This window comes from Ilyomonas limi (assembly GCF_005233845.1).
Classification (GTDB): domain Bacteria; phylum Bacteroidota; class Bacteroidia; order Chitinophagales; family Chitinophagaceae; genus Ilyomonas; species Ilyomonas limi.
In genome coordinates, this window is the sequence record NZ_SZQL01000001.1 from 137,788 (window position 1) to 156,069 (window position 18,282).

General features: G+C 42.4%; 11 protein-coding genes. 4 read left to right on the top strand and 7 right to left on the bottom strand.

Going from position 1 to position 18,282, the window contains the following annotated elements; all coding sequences use genetic code 11:
• Nucleotide 1 precedes the first annotated feature (1 nt).
• From FC093_RS00585 to FC093_RS00615, 7 genes are all read right to left on the bottom strand, one after another.
• Entirely contained in the window at nt 2-550 is a 549-nt protein-coding gene (locus FC093_RS00585; RefSeq protein WP_137259797.1) for a YceI family protein, read from the bottom strand.
• Between the two features lie 16 nt (nt 551-566).
• Nucleotides 567-1,712, bottom strand: a complete 1,146-nt coding sequence (locus tag FC093_RS00590) for a lycopene cyclase family protein (protein ID WP_137259798.1) — start codon at nt 1,710-1,712, stop codon at nt 567-569.
• 279 nt (nt 1,713-1,991) lie between these two features.
• Complete coding sequence (locus tag FC093_RS00595; RefSeq protein ID WP_137259799.1) at nt 1,992-3,341, bottom strand: vanadium-dependent haloperoxidase; 1,350 nt, start codon at nt 3,339-3,341, stop codon at nt 1,992-1,994.
• Between the two features lie 15 nt (nt 3,342-3,356).
• Nucleotides 3,357-6,650 carry a VCBS repeat-containing protein gene (locus FC093_RS00600; RefSeq protein WP_170970945.1) on the bottom strand — a complete coding sequence of 1,098 codons (3,294 nt, stop codon included), beginning with the start codon at nt 6,648-6,650 and terminating at the stop codon, nt 3,357-3,359.
• 170 nt (nt 6,651-6,820) lie between these two features.
• Nucleotides 6,821-8,413 carry a SusD/RagB family nutrient-binding outer membrane lipoprotein gene (locus FC093_RS00605; RefSeq protein WP_137259800.1) on the bottom strand — a complete coding sequence of 531 codons (1,593 nt, stop codon included), beginning with the start codon at nt 8,411-8,413 and terminating at the stop codon, nt 6,821-6,823.
• 9 nt (nt 8,414-8,422) lie between these two features.
• Nucleotides 8,423-11,545 carry a SusC/RagA family TonB-linked outer membrane protein gene (locus FC093_RS00610; RefSeq protein WP_137259801.1) on the bottom strand — a complete coding sequence of 1,041 codons (3,123 nt, stop codon included), beginning with the start codon at nt 11,543-11,545 and terminating at the stop codon, nt 8,423-8,425.
• A gap of 310 nt (nt 11,546-11,855) precedes the next feature.
• Nucleotides 11,856-13,067 carry an ROK family protein gene (locus FC093_RS00615; RefSeq protein ID WP_137259802.1) on the bottom strand — a complete coding sequence of 404 codons (1,212 nt, stop codon included), beginning with the start codon at nt 13,065-13,067 and terminating at the stop codon, nt 11,856-11,858.
• A 281-nt stretch (nt 13,068-13,348) separates the two neighbouring features.
• On the opposite strand from FC093_RS00615, the gene FC093_RS00620 reads away from it, so the two are divergent.
• The 4 genes from FC093_RS00620 (at nt 13,349) to FC093_RS00635 (ending at nt 18,282) form a co-directional block, all read left to right on the top strand.
• Nucleotides 13,349-14,242: a helix-turn-helix domain-containing protein gene (locus tag FC093_RS00620; RefSeq protein WP_137259803.1), complete on the top strand. Its 894-nt coding sequence runs from the start codon at nt 13,349-13,351 to the stop codon at nt 14,240-14,242.
• Nucleotides 14,243-14,407: 165 nt separating this feature from the next.
• A complete protein-coding gene (rsmA, locus tag FC093_RS00625) occupies nt 14,408-15,166 on the top strand; it encodes a 16S rRNA (adenine(1518)-N(6)/adenine(1519)-N(6))-dimethyltransferase RsmA (protein WP_137259804.1) in 759 nt (252 codons plus the stop codon).
• A gap of 83 nt (nt 15,167-15,249) precedes the next feature.
• Complete coding sequence (locus FC093_RS00630; RefSeq protein WP_137259805.1) at nt 15,250-16,176, top strand: NAD(P)-dependent oxidoreductase; 927 nt, start codon at nt 15,250-15,252, stop codon at nt 16,174-16,176.
• Between the two features lie 267 nt (nt 16,177-16,443).
• Nucleotides 16,444-18,282 carry a sugar-binding domain-containing protein gene (locus tag FC093_RS00635; RefSeq protein ID WP_137259806.1) on the top strand — a complete coding sequence of 613 codons (1,839 nt, stop codon included), beginning with the start codon at nt 16,444-16,446 and terminating at the stop codon, nt 18,280-18,282.

Sequence of the window (18,282 nt, forward strand, 5' to 3'; positions counted from 1 at the left end):
TTTACTGCACCGCCTGCACCTTTAGCGTTACATCCACATCATCATTTAATACCATGCTGTTTTTGCCTATACCATAATCGAGGCGGTTAATGGTAAAGCTGCCGCTAAAGAGATAACCATTAGCCGTTTTGGTGGCAGTAAAAGGAAAAGTAATGGTTTTGGTAACGCCTTTCATAGTGAGATTGCCGGTAACTTTGTGCGTATTGCTGCCAGGTGTAATGGTAGTGCTTACAAAGGAGATAACCGGGTATTTATCGGTATTAAAATATTCTTCTTTTTTCAAATCCTTGTCTCTTGCATCTATGCCGGTATTGATCGTGCTGGCTTCAACAGAAACATTGATGGTGCTGGCAGCCATATTTTCCTCATTCCATTGGATATTACCTTTCAGTCCTTTCAGTTCGCCCTTGGTATTAATACCAAAGTTTTTAATAACAAAAGTTACCGCATTATCACTATCAACAGGGCGCAGGGCAAGCAGGGCAAAACTGCTGAATGCTACAAAACAACACAAGACAATAGCCGATAGTATACATTTATTTTTCATCATGCTTCAAAAATATTTCTTAACCGAATAACTGCCGCAATGCAGCAGGTAAAAAAAGTATCTTCGGCAGTGTAATCATTATTTTTAATTCTTCCGTAACAGTTGTTTCGTTGTCTAAAAACTTTAACACCTGCTGCGGTTTATTTTTCTTGAACAAATCGGAAAAGATGGTTGACGCATACGACTTTTGATAATATAAAATGTTTAAGAGCGTATCGTCGTACAGGCGAAACCGCTTATCAAATAAGCTTTCATTAACATGTGGCGTTTGCGCCTGCATCAATGCCTGCACAATAGCCGCCGCATGTTTTTGTATAAATTGAAAAGTAAAGCCGCTACTGCTTTTAGTTTGTCCGCCTGCAGTGCCTATGTTTACAATGCTGCCTTCGCCTTTGCTGAAAGAGTAAGTGCTCATTGGTATCACACCAAATTCTTCATCCAGAATTTTATAAGAAGATAAATTTAGAAATTGCTGAATGTATTGTTGTAAGCCCACATCATAATCTTCTTTATTCAATAAAGCCGGCGAGAAAACAGTGTATTCTACCAGTGCTTTATTATTACTCACCGGCAATACATACACGAAAGTGTTGGAAGGCTTTTCTTTTATTCTAAAGTCCATGAATGTTGCAACACGATCGTTAAAAGTTGGCATTGGTGTTTCAACGATCCAGCCTTTAAAATGTTGCAGCAAACTGCCGGGTGTCTGCAATAATGTAGGTTGAAAAATAATGCTGTTAAAAACATAATCAGCAGTATATGTATGATTGATGGTATTTACAGTTGCAATCTCACTTTCATTACGACTATTTATTACCTCTTCTTGTACAAAAGAAACGTTGGTAAAATGATTTGCACGCTGCAAAACATAGTTGTAAAAGTCTATGCCACGGATCATTTTGTATGTGTATGGATCAATATCAAAACGTGCAGAAAAAGTGTTGCTGTAAAAGTCCAGTTGCTGCCAGCGATGATGAACGATGTCTTCAAACAAGCCAGGCGAAGTTTCCCAAAAGCACCAGGTTCTGTCATTGCTTTGCTTTACATCTTTATCTATCAGCAATATTTGTTTGTCTGTAAAAAAATGGTGCTGCATCATGTGCATCAAAAGACTTAAGCCTGCACAGCCCGCACCGGTAATGATATAATCGTAATGTGCTTGCAAAAGTGTAAATAGTAAACAAAAATAGCTTGATAAGGTAAATGGACAGGTTTCTTTTTATAAGATCCAATAAGGTGCTTTAATTTCAATAATCAAACCTTACCGTTGTTATGCTGAGGTACGTAGCATATGAAGATAGCAGATGAATCAAAGTGTGCTTAAAAGTGATTATTTATATAATTCACAGATGCTTCCTTCGTCAGCATGACAAAACCAGGGGTTGATTAATGAGCAAAACTCACAGGCTGTTGAATCTCACAGGTTAAGTTGGTTATTGTAGTTCTAATGAGCTACTTTGGTTAATACTTCTTTCATCGGCTTCACGCCGGCTTCTGCCAGTCTTACCACCACAAACTCGCCTATTTTTTTACCTTCTTCCTGTCCTTTTTCTATCGAATCTCTAAAATGAATGCCGCCGTACATCCGCGAGATAGCAGCCTCGGCAGCCGCCTGATTGAAAGAAGTAAAACTACGATCGGGCAGCTCAAATATAGCTTCGCTATTGTCGGTAAAATGAAAATTATCGCCTAATAAATACGTTAGCACCTCTGCGGCAGCCGTGGAAATAACAGAGTGCCCGCTGGTATATTCGGGAAAAGGGGGTGTTTGCAAAAGGGGTTGCCATTTGGCATCGATATACCGGTTGATATACGTTTCAGGTCGAATGCGGTTGCTGCGATACTTTTCGTCCCAGCAACTGATAAATGCATCCATCATGGTAGCAGCCAAGTACGTTTCTACTGCAATGGTTTGGTCGAAGCTGAGCTTTGCATCCTGTGCGGCAATGCATCCTATAGTCATCCAATGGCCGCCCGGACTAATTTTCTTAAAACCAATAGCCATGTGCCCGGCTGTTTCTACGGCAAACGGATTGCAATCCCAAAAAGCTGCAACCGCCACTTCCTCACCTTTAGGATGGTTGCTAACATCATATACTTCGTAAGCCTGCTTGTAAAAAGCACTATTGCTGTCTTTGCTAAAATCAACCGGCTTTGATGGCATAAACTGATTGCACGAATCTATCAGCATTGGACGGATGGTTTTCCAGTTGGGCTCTACCGCTTCTATGTAAGCCGGCGGCGTGGGATACCAATAACCATCGCCTTTCATAGGTGTATATCTTACAAGTGCGCTCAGCCGGTTATAACGATCGTCTTTGGAGAAATTAATAATTTGTGCAGTTACACTTTTGGCAACAGCAATAGAACTATCCAACACCGTTTTTGGTACTTTTTGCGATTGCATCTTCTTTACAAAATCAGTCTCATCTTCATTAATCATGTAGCCTGAAGGCAGCATAAGGCGACCAGTTTCTAAAATACAATAGAGTGCTGCAATGCGGTAGTCGTAAGCATTGCTATTGGTACTAATGGTAACGCTTTTGAAGTCGCGGATAAATGTCTCCGGTTTTGCGATAGATGAATTGTGCTGTGCAACAATAGCATACGCGCCAAGCATGCCATACGCATAATAGCGGCAGGCAGCAGGAGGATTTACCACATCGTGCATCATTACTTTAGAATGTGCGAAAATGGCTGGCTGTACAAGTAAAGCATAATCATTTTTTCCTTTTTGTGCTAAGGAAAAAAAGGAAGTAATAAGGAGTATCAAAATAAAAACTGCACGATTCATATTACCACTCGTAGTTTATGGTTCGCTGTAAAATTGTAAGCCTTGATTGTTTACACCAATCACCAGATATTTTTTGCCGCTGATGGTCATTTCGCCGGTGCTCTTTACATCGCCCATCACACACAAGCCAGCAACTGGTTGCGGCATGTATGTAAAGTTGCCTTTGCCATCGCCGGTAAGTACGCAGCCATAATTCGCATCTATGCTTCCCAGTTTTAGCCGGTTATCTGAATGATTGCCAAAAAGTATCAAATCGGTATTGCCATCGCCATTTACATCTTTTGCAACGATTTGCGATATTACCGAAAACTGTGCTTCCGTTGGCAACGGCATAGCACTCATCTTTCCACCTTCATTAATAAAACATATCGAGCGTGTTTCGCTGGCTGTAAGCTTTTGTGCTTTGGCTAATTCTTCGGACGAAAAAATATCTTTCATCATGGCATCGGCATACGCTTTATAAGAAGTAAATTTCTTGCGCATCGGGTATATCTGGTCGTTCAATTCGTCGCGGCTTACAAAAGGGTAACTGGAGTCTTTAATGTAAAAATTGAAGAACGGATCAATAGAACCGTTGTTATCAAAGTCGGCATAATACAGCGTTGCAGGCTGTTGTTGGCTGGCTCTTATCTGCGAGTTTAAACCAAGATTGCCGGCAATAATATCCGGTTTGCCATCTTTATTTACATCCGCCACCTGCAAGCCAAACCAGAATCCACTTTGAGGTTGCGAAAAATAACTGCCTGTTTTATCAGTAAAGCCATTAGTAGTATTTTCAAAAATCATTACCGGCATCATTTCGCCGCACAACACCAGGTCTTTACGGCCATCGCCATTCATGTCTGCCCATTGTGCAGTGGTAATCATACCTGCATTTGCAAAAGGTGTTTGCGTAATAGTGAATTTGCCATGACCATCATTCGTTAATAAATAACTCGTAGGTGCCACCGGATATTTACCCGGGATCACTCTTCCGCCAACAAACACATCCATATCGCCATCGCCATCGTAATCGCAAGGCACTACACAGCTTTTACTGCTGGCACTTACATCGGGCAAGGCATCCATTTTGGCTGTAAAATTTCCTTTGCCATCGTTGATGTATAAAGAATCCTGTAACGCAGGTGTGTTGGGTTCAAACAGTGAGTAACCGCCTTTGGCAACATACAAATCGGGGAAACCATCACCATTCGCATCAAAGAAAGTAGCTGCGGAAACAGCGGAAGTATTTTCATCGCCTATATCACCAACACTGGTACTGAAACCACCGTTGGGCTGTTGTATAAAAACAGCGCCGGGCTTGTCTTTATCACCGCTTACAAATATATCATCTCTGCCATCTTTATTCACATCGGCTACTGCTGTTACCGGACCTGTTTTGGAATACATAAACAGCATTAATAATTGCCGCTTAAAATCATTCTCCGTAAAGTCCTGATGTGCGTAAGGGATGAAGAGGCGCGTAGCTTTATGAAAGAGCCCAGTTGAATTGTTTTGGGCAAATGAATTAGTATTTTGTTGTGCCTTGTAAGTAACCGTAAGCCGTTGATTAGCGGCAACATTTTGTACAGTTTGAATTGTGCTATCCGGAAAAAACACTTTCACTGAATCTACTTTTTGCGCATTGCCCAAACCAAAATTTAATACGGTGGACATACACGATAAATAACCTCGGTTGGGATTTACTTCTTCGTACTGCACATTGGTATTGGCATATACATACACTTTGCTGCCGATGGCTTTTGTATTGGCGCCAGCGCCTTTTACCTCCACACTTATATAAGCCGTATTATTTTGTTCACGGCTGTTATTTTTATACACCGAGGCTTCGGCATTTAAATTATTCACCACCAAATCAACATCGCCATCGTTATCCAAGTCGGCATACACGGCACCATTGCTCATGTTGGCCTGTGTAAGACCCCAGGCCTTTTGCTGATTGGAGAAAGTAAGATTTTGCTCGTTTTTAAATATGTAATTATGAAAAGCATTTACGGGCATCGCTTTTACTAAATCCATTAGTAAAGCCGGCTCGCGATCCATTGCTTTTTTTATTTTATAATCACCCCAATAGCGCAAAAAATCTTTGTTGGTGTAATCGCGGAGATAGCCGGTAGAAACAAATACATCTTTATAACCATCGTTGTCAAAGTCTGCAAAAAGGGGACACCAGCTCCAATCGGTGTTGGAGATGCCGGCCAACTGACCTATTTCGCTAAACGTGCCGTCGCCGTTGTTTAACTGCAGCATGTTCCGCATGTATTGCTTATGCAAGTCCTGCGTTTGCATCAGTGCAAAAGATTCATAATTTTCCTGCAATTGCAACGACTTCTGGCGGCGATTGTCTTCGGGCAGCATATCCAGCGTTAGTACATCGGGCAACGCATCGTTATTAAAGTCGGCAATATCCACACCCATCGAAAACTCGGAGATATGCCGGAAACACATTTTGCTGTCGTCTTCAAAAGTGCCGTTGCCTTTATTGAGGTAGATATAATCGGGTTCGTTGTAATCGTTGGTTACATAAATATCCTGCCAGCCATCTTTGTTGATGTCGGCTACTGCAACGCCCAAACCAAATGTGAGTGGGTATTGGTGAATGCCTGCTTCTTTGGATACTTCGGTAAAATGATCGCCATCATTCCTGTATAGCTTATTACCAGCGTACGGGTCCACATCTACGCGGTATTTCTGCAACTCCATGTTATCCATTTTCTTCACATTATGGTCGAGCAGGAACATGTCTAAATCGCCATCATTATCATAATCGAAAAAGGCAGCCTGTGTGCTATAGCTGGGGTCGTCTAAACCGTATTGTTTTGCTTCGTCTTCAAACTTCAAGTTGCCTTTATTGATGAAGAGCTGGTTGCGCCGCGCATTATCAGCCATTTTGCCGGAGTAGCAAAAGTAAATATCAGGCAAATTATCGCCATTTACATCGGCTATCGTTACGCCGGTTTTCCAGCTACCTTTTCTGCCTTCGAGGCCGGCTGCTTTGGTGATGTCTTTAAATTTCATTCCGCCCAAATTAAGATACACTTTGTTGGGCTTCATGTTGGCAGTAAATACCAAGTCCTGCAAGCCATCGCTATTTAAATCGCCCACTGCTACGCCACCGCCATTGTAGAAATATTCATAAGCCAACACATTGAGGTTTTCATCTTCACTAATATCATTACGAAAAGCAACACCTGTTTGTTTGGAAGATAATAACTGAAAAAGTGGTTGTTGAGCTGCAGCTTTATTTATTATACACAACAGTATTACTACACAGCCTACGGTATTTAGTTTGTTGATAAATAAAGGCATACTTATAAAATATGGGTAATGGAAAAGCAGTATAAGCAGCAAGTTAGAAAAAGCAGCAGGAAGAATAGTGAAATAGTAGTTAATCTTACCAATACTGGTTTGCTATAAAGCGAAACAGGTTGCCGAATAGCAACCTGTTTTCAGCATTTCTTGTGAGAAAATGTAAGCTTTTATTGAATATCCCACCAAACTCTGGTAGCCCAATCGTCTGGTCCCTGCCTGCTCACTGCTTCGTTGTAGTTTACAGGGTTATTAGCTGGTTCATTAGATTCGTACGGAATTCTTCTGGGGATAGTACTATTTGTAAACTGACCTGGATAATTCACAGGATCCAAAACCGGGTAGCCCGACCTTCTCCAGTTAATCCAGTTTTCAACAAACTCAAAAAAACTGCCTGTTGCCACCCAATACTGGGTGTTGATTTGTGCAATAGCAGCATCTGTTGAAGATTCATCCAGTGGGTGAGCGGTTACATATGCACTGATTGTGCTTGCGCTGATAGCCGCAGCACTGTTGAATTGCTGAAGCGATGCCATAGCACCGGCTAATCCATTAGCATAATGCTGTGCCGCTGAGGTAGCACCTACGTTCCAGCCTCTTTCTTTAGCTTCTGCCAGCAAATATTCAATTTCCGGATAAGTTAAAATCATATTAATACCACTTCTATCTAAGTACACTGCTGTACGCGGACGGGAATATTTGCCTACAGGCGCTACATCATCACCTGTGCCGGAAGGTCCAGGGTATTTAGAATAGCTGCGTATATCGGTAGCCCCGCCGTTCAAGTCGTATCCATTGGGCATACCAATCTGCACGGCAGGATCGTTATTGCCTGCCAGCGCCTGATTGGCATTGTTGGCTAAGCCAGACTGCGAGACTTCAGCAATAGCACTCAATCTCGGATCATCAGTTGCCTTTAGATAGTCAATAAAAGGCTCAGACCAACGTACTTCACGGTAATCATCCGCAACCGTTAAGGCATTGGTGTTAGCATTACTAAAGCCGGTTGCATTATCACCTTTTACCTTAGCATTATCTTCAATGCTGGTGAATGTACCGCCTGCTGCAGCTTTTTCTGCCCAGGTTTGTGCAGTAGCAGGATCCACCTTTGTTAAGCGCATAGCTAAACGAAGCATCAGAGAGTAGCCAAACCTTTTCCATTTAGCTATGTCACCTCCATAAATTACATCATTAGTGGGTGTAGTTTTAGAAGCATCCAAAGCATTTACTGCAGTTTCTACTTCGGTCAGCATTGAATTGTAAATATCCTGCTGACTATCATATTTCGGTTGTGTAATACCAGCCTTTGCTTGCAATGCTTCTGAATAAGGAATATCGCCGTACACATCAGTTATGCGTTGCATAATGATTACTTTCATCAGTGTACCAACGTTATACAGGTTAGACATGTCCGGATTGTCCTTTACCAGGTTCTGCATTTCATATATCAGGCTGGCAGCCCGGTAATCGGCATTCCATAAGGCATTCCTGTAAGCGGTAAAGCTGCCGGAGAATATATATTTATCGCCATTGCCATAATAGCCATAGGTAGAGGCTAATACCTGCGACCACATGCTTTCAAAAAGTAACTGATTGTAACCGGTATTAGAATACTCCCATTCCCCTTCTGCCAGCAAATAATTGGCATTAAACAGGTCTGCTGTAGTTTGACTTGGATTGGTATTAATCTCATCAAACTTTTTCGTACAGCTCGTTTGTATCAGTAATACAAGACAAGCACTATATATAATGACTTTTTTCATGAGGGTGCCTTATTTTTTAAGTTTAATGTTTACATTGATACCGTAGGTTCTGGTAAACGGCAGGCTGGTGCCTTCTATACCTGCATACCGGATATCTGTAGAAAATCCAGATTCCGGATCGATGTTATCAGTATGCTTCAATAAGGTAGCTAAGTTGCGGGCTACAAGCGATACCGTAATAGATTGGAAAGGCAACTTGCCAAACATGTTTTCGGTGAAGGTATAACCTAGCGTAACTTGTCTGAGTTTGATAAAGCTACCATCCAGTACTTCGTATTTAGAAACGGAGGCAAGCTTTTGATAGTAAGTCTGGGCATCAATGGTTTTCGTATTTTTTGTTCCGTCTTCCGTAACACCATCTACAGTTATGCCGTTTTCGCGGCCTTCCAAAGTCATCTTATCTAAACCACGATAAATAGCATAGTATTCGGTAGCCGACAACACTTTATTGCCAAACTTGTAGTCAACCAGGAATGCCAGGTTGATACCTTTAAAAGTAAACTCATTATTCCAGCCACCATAAAATTTAGGCAAGGTAGTTCCCATTGGTGTAAGATTATCAGCACGCTGAGGCACACCATTTTCATCTACTATTATTTGTCCGGCAGCGTTACGCTTCCAGTCATACGCCATTATCTGGGGGCCGGGTAAGCCGCTATTAAAGAGCCCTTTGATGCCGTTGGTGTCCTTTACCAGAGCAAGATTTGCATTTAATGGGCGATACGTACCAAAGTTGAGTGTTGTATTAGTACTTGATGGACCATAAATATCCAGAATCTTATTATTAATATACGTAAGATTGAACGAGGAATTCCAAATGAAACTTTTGGTTTGAGCAATTGTTCCGTTTACCATTACTTCTATTCCTTGGTTTTGGGTAGAGCCGGTTGCAATGTAGGAACTGGTATAGCCGGTTGAAGCAGAAAGACTACCATTCAAAATCTCATGCTTTGTTTGACGATGGAAGTAAGTTAGATCCAGGCCTAAGCGGTTATTTAAGAATTTCAATTCTGTACCTATTTCAAACTCATTCAGCGTATAAGGCTTCAAAAACAGATTGGGCAGGCTACTGGAGAAGCTGCCGGTACTAACGCCATTGATCGTATTGCCAACGCTGTAATACTGCTGTGTAATATATGGCTGGCCTGGCTCTGCACTGGTTTGAGAAACAGAAGCGCGGAGTTTACCATAGGTTAATGCAGTAGAATGCAATAGCTCTGAGAATACAAAGCTGCCCGAAACAGATGGTGTAAAGATATCGCGGTTAGTGCTTGGTAAAGTTGAGTACGTATCATACCTGCCTGTAGTAGTTAAAGTAAGTACGTTCTTATACGATAAATCTAAACTGTAATAAGCAGAATGTGATACATACTTAGAAAAGTCATAAGACCGGCCAAATGAAACTACATTATACGGAGAATACAGGAATGGAATAACAAATGGTCCACCATTCACCCCAAAATTTTCAAACTGGCGCTTTCTTAAAGCTGCACCTAATGTTAAGTTGAAGCTGATATCTTTAGTAATTGCATGGGTTATATTAGCCAGCACGTCCGGGTTCAACTCGATAGTTTGATTGCTTGACAGGTTGCCTAAGCTGCCTTTTAAATCCTGTGAGTAAGCAAGACCTGTTGGGTTTACCTGGAAATAATGGTCGTTCAATACGTCCCAACCTAAGCGACCCTGCAGGTAAATCCAATCTGTGAAATTATATCTTGCACTAATAGCAGCAATCAAGCGTTTTCTGGCTACATCATTAACACCCCTGTTGATGACAAAATAGGGATTGGTAACATAAATATCGTCAGTCCACAGTTTTTCAGCACCCACCGGGCTGGTTGGATCCCAACCTGGGGCCAGTATTGATTGGTTAATGTTGGTAGCCAAAAACTGAAGGTTGTTTGGATTAAGCGGTCCATCACTTAAATAAGAGCGGTTGTGCGATGCCTCATCAATATAATTTGCTGATAATGAAACATTCAATTTATTCCAGATAGTGTGATTAAGACTCAGATTTACTGTACGGCGAACCAGATTACTGTTCCTTACAACCGATAACGCATCGAGATTTGATAAGGAAAGGCGGAAGTTGCCGTTTTCATTGCCACTACCTACAGATACAGTATTTGTAGAATTGAAAGCCGTGCGATAAAAGTCTTCTATATTATTCGTTTGAGCACTATATGGATAAGAGTTGCCATCAAACTGTACAGTAGATTGACCATCCAGCTTTTCGCCCCAGCTTAGTCTTGTAGTGTTCAGCGCATCTATTGCATTAGCAGGTCGTACACCATGTTGGCCTTGTCCATATTCATATTGGAAATCTGTTGCATCAATTGGCTTATCAATTACGTTATTCGAATTCAGTTCCACCGTCATCGTGCCCTTTTTCGCACTCTTGGTAGTAATTAATATTACACCATTAGAAGCTCTCAGCCCATATAAAGCAGAGGCGGAAGAGCCTTTCAACACCGTCATGCTTTCAATATCATCGGGGTTAAGGTTAGAGATGCCATCACCCTGGTCTGAGCCACCCCACTCACCGGCATTACCCCTTTGAGAATTATCCATGGGTACGCCATTGATTACAAATAATGGACCTCCGGCAGTAAAGCTCGACATGCCTCTCAACAGTATTTTTGCAGAGGCGCCAGGGCCACCTGCGTTGGGAGTGATATTTAACCCTGCCACTCTGCCTTCCAGTGAGTATGCCACGTTGGTTTCTCTTGCCTGATTTAGCTGGCTGCCATCCACCTTAGTAACTGCATAACCTACTTTTCTGGCATCTTTTGAAATACCTAACGCGGTTACCACCACTTCGCTTAGTGCACCCGAGGAGCGGCCGAGCGATATAATCAGGTTGGTTTGATCTTGGTCAACCAAAACTTCTTGTGTGGCATATCCTACAAAAGAAACTTGCAGTACCGTGCTGGTTGATGGAACGTTAATGGAAAATGTTCCATCAGAGCCGGTAGTAGCTGCAATGTTCTGACCTTTGACTTTTATGGTCACATCTGGCAAAGGGGTATTGGTTGCTGAGTCTCTCACCGTTCCGGTAAGCACACGTGTTTGTGCCCATAGTGTACCGGAACTAAACAACAGCAGCAGAAGAAGCAGTTGAAGTTTTTTCATGTTTAGTTTAGTTTAATTGAAGGAAAGAGGTGTTAGTTTCTTGTTTTGCAGACAAAGCATATCAATGATTAGCTGCTTATAATTATTTTATTGATGGATGTTCGAGTTGGGTTAGTATATTGTTTTAACTACAGGCGGTTGGGGTGCCCGCCCGTAGCCATCTGTCAGGTAGTATCTCACCATCCGCAACGGCTGATTGTTCTTAACTCATTCAGGTAGCAGTGTAGTTCGGCATATAATTTTTAAATGTTGCAAAAACCGCTTCTGTTTTTGCAAAAATCTTTACTTCGGCTATTTATTATTAATTTTTTTATCCCGCTACAGCAATTACTTCTTTTTTGCTGCTTAGTTTATCATAGTTTTCCATTACCAAAGCCGCAGCGCCAATTAGCTCTGCCTCATAGCCCAGCTTTGATATTTCGATAGCCGTATCCGATGCCAGCCGTGGTATGCAGTATTCATGCAATGCCTGTTGTATAGGCGTTTGCCAGATTTTTCCGGCTGCAGAGCCACGCCCGCCAATCACTATCAACTCGGGGTTTAAAATGTGTATCAGGGTTGCCACGCCGCGTCCTACCGCATAACCCGACTCCAACAGCAACTCTACCGAAAACTTATCCCCCTGTTTAGCAGCTTTAATAATACTGTCCAGTATCTGCTCCAGTGGTGTCTTTTTATTTATACCTTTCAGCAGCGTTGGCCTCCCTGCCGCTACTCCCTGCCATGCTTTATTTATCATTGCCAGCAGCGATGCTTCAGTCTCTAAACAGCCCACCTTTCCACATACACATAAGTCAGTTTTGGTTATAGATAATGGGGTATGACTAAATTCGCCTGCAAAGCCGTTGTTGCCCCGGTACAACTCACCATTAAGCACCAGCCCCATACCAATACCCCAGCTAATATTAATAATCAGTGCATTCTTCTTGCTGCGTGCTGCTCCAAAGCGCAGTTCTGCCAAAGCTATCAGCGTTGAATCATTATCTATAAGCACCGGCAACCGCACTATTCCGCTGATATAATGTGCTATGTTTTTACCATCGTTATATAAATGAGAGTAATTAATGCCTTTTTTTACATCTATAAAACCCGGCATTCCTATACCCACGCCGGCAAACTTACCATGATCTATGCCGGAGCGCTCTATTAGCCGGTTAATAAGCTGCGCCAACAGGTTTAAGGCAGTATCATCTTTTGTCAGTGGCAATTCTATATGCTCCTCAGTTATTATCCTGTTGTGCAAATCCATAATGGCTATGCGTGTAATAAACTGGTCCATAGCCACTGCCACTACATACAGCACCTCGGGTCGTAACGAATACATTAACGGCCGGCGCCCCCCGGTGGACTGTGCAAAGCCGGTTTCAGTCACTACGCCTTTCCTTATCAGGTCAGTCAGCATTTTGGTTGTCAGCGGTATGCTCTTGCCTACGAGCAAACTAATTTCGAGGCAGGAAAGTACTGATCCGAAGTATAACTGTTTTAGTATCTTCTTTTGGTATTGCGCGTTCCTGTCAGCCATTCATAAATTTTAAACTAATTTTAAGTTAAGGTAATACATCTTTTTTATTTTTTTAAGAAGTGCCATACTATTTCTGAAAAATTTACCGCTTTTAAGCACTTTTTAATATTCCAGGGCTCAAACAGCCTTTTTATGGATAGTGATACCGGAAAGCCGGGCAAAAGATAGATTATTTACCCTAAATGCTTAGCCTCACATAGTGTCATTCAATTGTCAACTATCCTGCTGTCCGGTTGCAAGTGTGCCACTTTCGCTTTTCTTCCTATATTTTTGCAGCCGCTATGACGCAGGTAACAGACATATTGAAGGTGGCTTATAAAAGCGCAACACAGCCGCTGCTGGATGCCTTTTACGAAAAAGAACAGCACATCCCCGGTTCTATTCATTACACTATTACCCGCTTTTATACACAGCAACCCTGGATGGCAGATAATATGGGAATGCTGGTGTATCACATTAATAAACAGCAACCCGAAGAGAACCACCTGGAATTGTGCTATTGTATTGGCAATAACCGTTTTGCTACTGAGCAAAATAGCACATCGGGAGAACCCGATATTGTAGATGTGTTTTCTTTCCACTTTACCGCTGCTTTCTTAAAGCAGTTTGTACACAATATAAAGCTTACCAACCGCAAAGACGAAGTGCTGGCTTTCCAGCATCCGCAAGCATTTACAAAATTATTTCCACTATGCAGCCGCAAGCAAACGGTGCTGGAAGCCTTGCTTACACATGGTTATGCCGGTGCTTTGGAAAATGTGTTTGTCAATGCCAAAATACACGAGTTACTGCTCTACAGTATAGAGTGCCTGATAGATGAAAAAGAAGATGGTTTTACGTGCCGTTTTCTGGCAGATGAAAGTGGGCGCGAACGCATTTATCTTGCCCGCGAAATACTATTGCAGCGCATTGGCGAGCCGATTACCATCAAAGAATTAAGCCGTAAAGTAGCCATTAATGAGTGTTATTTAAAAAAAGGCTTTAAAGAAGTATTTGGCACTACGATATTCGACTTTTATCAGCAGCAACGCATGGAACACGCTAAATACCTGTTGTATGAAAAGGGATTGAGCGTTACCGATGTATCGGTGTTGCTGGGCTATTCCTCTATCTCCCATTTTTCTGCCGCTTTTAAAAAACATACCGGTTTAAAACCTTGCGATTTATTGCATTAGTGTTGATTGGCTACAAGCTTTAAGTCGCAAGCTACAAGTGCTAAAACCAAAATACGACGAGCTATACGTTTGTATCTTTCTTCTGCTTACTTATTTCCTAAACTGTTGAACTTACAGCCTGTACCTTGCCATTTGTAACTTCAAATACTATTTTTGTAGTCACACATGCAGCAATACACGCTTAAAAAATCGCTCGGTCAGCACTTCCTTAAGGATGAAGCTATTTGCAAAAAGATTATTGCTGCTTTGCAGCAAACTACTTTTTCGCAGTTGGCGGAAGTTGGCCCTGGTGCGGGCGCCATCACCAAATATTTACTGCAAATTCCTGATATTGATTTTAAAGCTATAGAAATTGATAGTGAAAAGGCTGCTTATTTGCGGGCTACTTATCCGGCTATCGAAGGCAAAATCATTCAGGAAGATTTCCTGAAAATTACTGCGCCATTTGAAGGTAGTTTTACGGTCATCGGCAATTTTCCATACAATATTTCGTCACAGATTTTATTTAAAATACTGGGGTGGAAAGAGCAGGTGCCGGTTATTATTGGTATGTTTCAAAAAGAAGTGGCACAGCGCGTTGCGGCTGCACCGGGCAGTAAAGTATATGGTGTAATCAGCGTGTTGATACAGGCTTATTACAGTGTAGAATATTTATTTGATGTACCGCCCGTTGCATTCAATCCGCCGCCAAAAGTAATGAGTGGTGTAATAAAGCTTACCAGAAAAAAAGAAGCATTACCCGTAAAAAGTGAAAAAACATTCACCACCTTAGTTAAAGCTGCTTTCAATCAACGCCGCAAAACGCTCCGCAATGCTACCCGCGCATTGTTTGATGAAACGGCTTTGCAGCAGGATATTTTTAATAAGCGCGCAGAACAATTAAGTATTCACGATTTTGCGCAGCTAACTTTAAATATGAAATAATGCCACTTATTCACAAAGACGAGAATGAATAATTACAACCATCTTTTGTGTCTTCGTGCTTTCGTGGCAAAAATTCTTTATAAATGAAAAAAGCATTAGTTACCGCCAAAGTGCACGACTATCTCATCGGCAGATTACAGGAAAATGGATATGAAGTAATATATGAGCCTGCTATCACTTACGATGAAGTGCTGCAAAATATTCGTGATATAGATGGATTAATCATTACTACCAGAATAAAAGTAGATAAAGCAATCTTGAATAATGCAACACAGTTAAAATGGATTGGCCGCCTGGGCAGCGGTATGGAGTTGATAGATGTACCGTATGCCGAGAGCAAAGGCATTACCTGCGTGAGCAGCCCCGAAGGCAACCGCAACGCCGTAGCCGAGCACAACCTGGGTTTGTTATTAAACCTGATGAATAAAATATGTAGCAGCTACGACGAAGTAAAGCGGGGCGAATGGATACGCGATGCCAACCGTGGCACCGAACTAAGCAGCAGAACAGTGGGTATTATTGGCTTTGGCAATACCGGCGCTGCCTTTGCCAAACTGCTGGAGCCTTTTGGCGTAACCGTTTTAGCACACGATAAATACAAGCACAGTTTTGCGCGGGGCTTTATACGTGAGTCCGGTGTTGAACAAATTGCCCGTTATGCCGATGTAGTGAGCCTGCACCTGCCGCTCACAGATGAAACTTTTCATTACGCCAATGACGCTTTTTTTGATGCCTTGCAGAAAAAACCATATTTTCTTACTGCCTGCCGTGGCAAAGTAACCGATACTGCAGCGCTCATTCGTGCCTTGCAAAACAGTAAAGTTGCCGGTGCGGGATTGGATGTATTGGAGAATGAGAAACTAAACACTTATACTACCGTGGAAACAGAGCAATTGCAATGGCTTACCTCGCAAACTAACGTTATCGTTACGCCGCATATTGCCGGCTATAGCCACGAGGCATTTTATAAGATGGGTAAGATAGTGTTGGACAAATTGGGTATGAAATAAGGACTCATAGCTTTTTATGTACAGTGTGTGACGTTTAATGTATAATATTATAAAACAGGCAGGACTTGAATAACGATATGATTTTGTATTGCTGCGCCGTTTAGCAACATAAAACCTTAAATGTTGACTCACTAAACTTTAAACATCTAAATATTAACACAATAGCTTTTCTTGCTCTGCATGATGTTTGATAAGTAAGCTATCTGTGTGCATGATACCCACTACTGCCGGTAAACCACTATTTATTATTCATTATTTATCATTGTTATGGAAGTATTACATACCAATCTTAGCCTCACCAAAAGCAGGGAAGAAACAGCAGAAGATACCGAACATTTTATTAATCCTTTACCACGTGCTGTGTTGCGGCACAACACACCTATCTTATTGGATGGCGAATGGAATTTTGCGCTGGATCCCGAAGATGTAGGTATAAGGGACGGCTGGTTTCTCGGGCACGATTATGAGCAAAAAGCAAGTTGGCCGGGCAGTGTGGAAGAACACATGTCGCAGGGCAAAGAACAGCAGCAGGCGGAGTTTTGGAAAGATAAAGTAGTAGCCTGGTACGAGCGTGATTTTCCGTTGCCCGACCAGAATGGCAATAAGCAAAAAACAATGATGCAGTTGACATTTGGTGCTTCGGGCTACGAAACGCGGGTATGGCTTAATGGTTATCCGTTAAAAACTATAGAAGGCGAAGAAGTGCACACCGGCGAATACACTTCGTTTTCTTATGAGTTAAATGAAAGGTTATTACGCCCTGTCAATCGCCTCACGGTACGCATCGCCAGCAGTATGGATGCCGATATTCCGCGCGGCAAGCAGGAGTCGCATGTGTATAAGCGTGGTGGCATTTGGTACCAAACCTATACGGGCGCGGTGCGTAGCATTTGGCTGGAAGTAGTAGAGCGCAACCGGCTGCGGTCGCGGGTTGGAGTGCTTAGCATTGTAGAAGATCAGTTTGTGCGCTTTAATGTAACTACCCGCATACAAGACCCCGGTTATTATACCCTAAAGCTAAAAATTTTTGAAAGAAGTGATAAAGAGAAAATGCAGCCGCTGGCGCAAAGTGATTTTCCCCTTCGTCTCGAGGTGGGGCAAAAGCAACAGCGTGTAGTAGTAGAACTGCCAGGCGCACAATTGTGGTCGCCGGTTAACCCGCACCTGTACCGGCTGATAGCGCAGTTGATTGATCCGGAAGGTTATATATCTGAAATTGAAGCACATTTTGGATTGCGAAAAGTAGAAGCACGCGGCTGCTGCGTGTATCTTAATAATAAGCAGGTTTATCTCGATGGAATCCTATACCAGCCTGGTACTTCGAGCTACGAAGAAATAAAAAAGCACATGCTGGCTATGAAAAAACTGGGTTGTAACCTGGTGCGCATACATATAGCTGGTGTGGACCCGCGTATTTACAATCTTGCCGATAAACTGGGTATGTTGCTGTGGGTAGAAGTGCCCAGCCCGCACCGCTCCAGCAAAACGAGCCGCGAAAATCATAAAGCCCAACTGCTGCGTATGTTAGCGTTGATTGAAACGCACCCATCGGTAATAATCTGGAGCTTATATAATGAAGACTGGGGCGCGCAGGATATTGCCACCAGCGAAGAAACGCGCAAATACATTATAGAAATGTATCATTTTATGCAGATTAATCACCCGCAATTTCTGGTGGTGGACAACGATGGCTGGCAGCATGTATCGTGTGAAGGCAGGCTGAAAAGTGATTTGCTGACGGCGCATTTATACACACCCGACATTAACCACTGGCGCGAACTACTGGATAAATTAGTTAATGGCGAGCTGGATAATGTAGCAGCTTTTCCGCTGGTAGTAGGCGACCCGTTTTTTTACCGCCACCAGATACCCATTGTAGTGAGCGAATGGGGGGGCTTTGGCTTTGCCGATTATGGCGGGCCAAAAGATGATGAAGCGCGTGCTACGCAAATAAAATTGTACAAGGAAGAATTGCGCAAGCGCAAAATAGCCGGCGATGTATATACCCAAGCCACCAATATTGAAGAGGAAAAGAATGGTTTAATTGATGCCCAAACCGGTGAGCTACGAGTGCCGGAGGGATTGTTGAATTCGGGAAAAAGGTAA

What these genes read in the sequence shown, in the direction of transcription:
- FC093_RS00585 (WP_137259797.1), bottom strand. Translation starts at nt 550, where the DNA reads ATGATGAAAAATAAATGTATACTATCGGCTATTGTCTTGTGTTGTTTT.
- FC093_RS00595 (WP_137259799.1), bottom strand. Translation starts at nt 3,341, where the DNA reads ATGAATCGTGCAGTTTTTATTTTGATACTCCTTATTACTTCCTTTTTT.
- FC093_RS00600 (WP_170970945.1), bottom strand. Translation starts at nt 6,650, where the DNA reads ATGCCTTTATTTATCAACAAACTAAATACCGTAGGCTGTGTAGTAATA.
- FC093_RS00605 (WP_137259800.1), bottom strand. Translation starts at nt 8,413, where the DNA reads ATGAAAAAAGTCATTATATATAGTGCTTGTCTTGTATTACTGATACAA.
- FC093_RS00610 (WP_137259801.1), bottom strand. Translation starts at nt 11,545, where the DNA reads ATGAAAAAACTTCAACTGCTTCTTCTGCTGCTGTTGTTTAGTTCCGGT.
- FC093_RS00615 (WP_137259802.1), bottom strand. Translation starts at nt 13,067, where the DNA reads ATGGCTGACAGGAACGCGCAATACCAAAAGAAGATACTAAAACAGTTA.
- FC093_RS00620 (WP_137259803.1), top strand. Translation starts at nt 13,349, where the DNA reads ATGACGCAGGTAACAGACATATTGAAGGTGGCTTATAAAAGCGCAACA.
- rsmA (WP_137259804.1), top strand. Translation starts at nt 14,408, where the DNA reads ATGCAGCAATACACGCTTAAAAAATCGCTCGGTCAGCACTTCCTTAAG.
- FC093_RS00630 (WP_137259805.1), top strand. Translation starts at nt 15,250, where the DNA reads ATGAAAAAAGCATTAGTTACCGCCAAAGTGCACGACTATCTCATCGGC.
- FC093_RS00635 (WP_137259806.1), top strand. Translation starts at nt 16,444, where the DNA reads ATGGAAGTATTACATACCAATCTTAGCCTCACCAAAAGCAGGGAAGAA.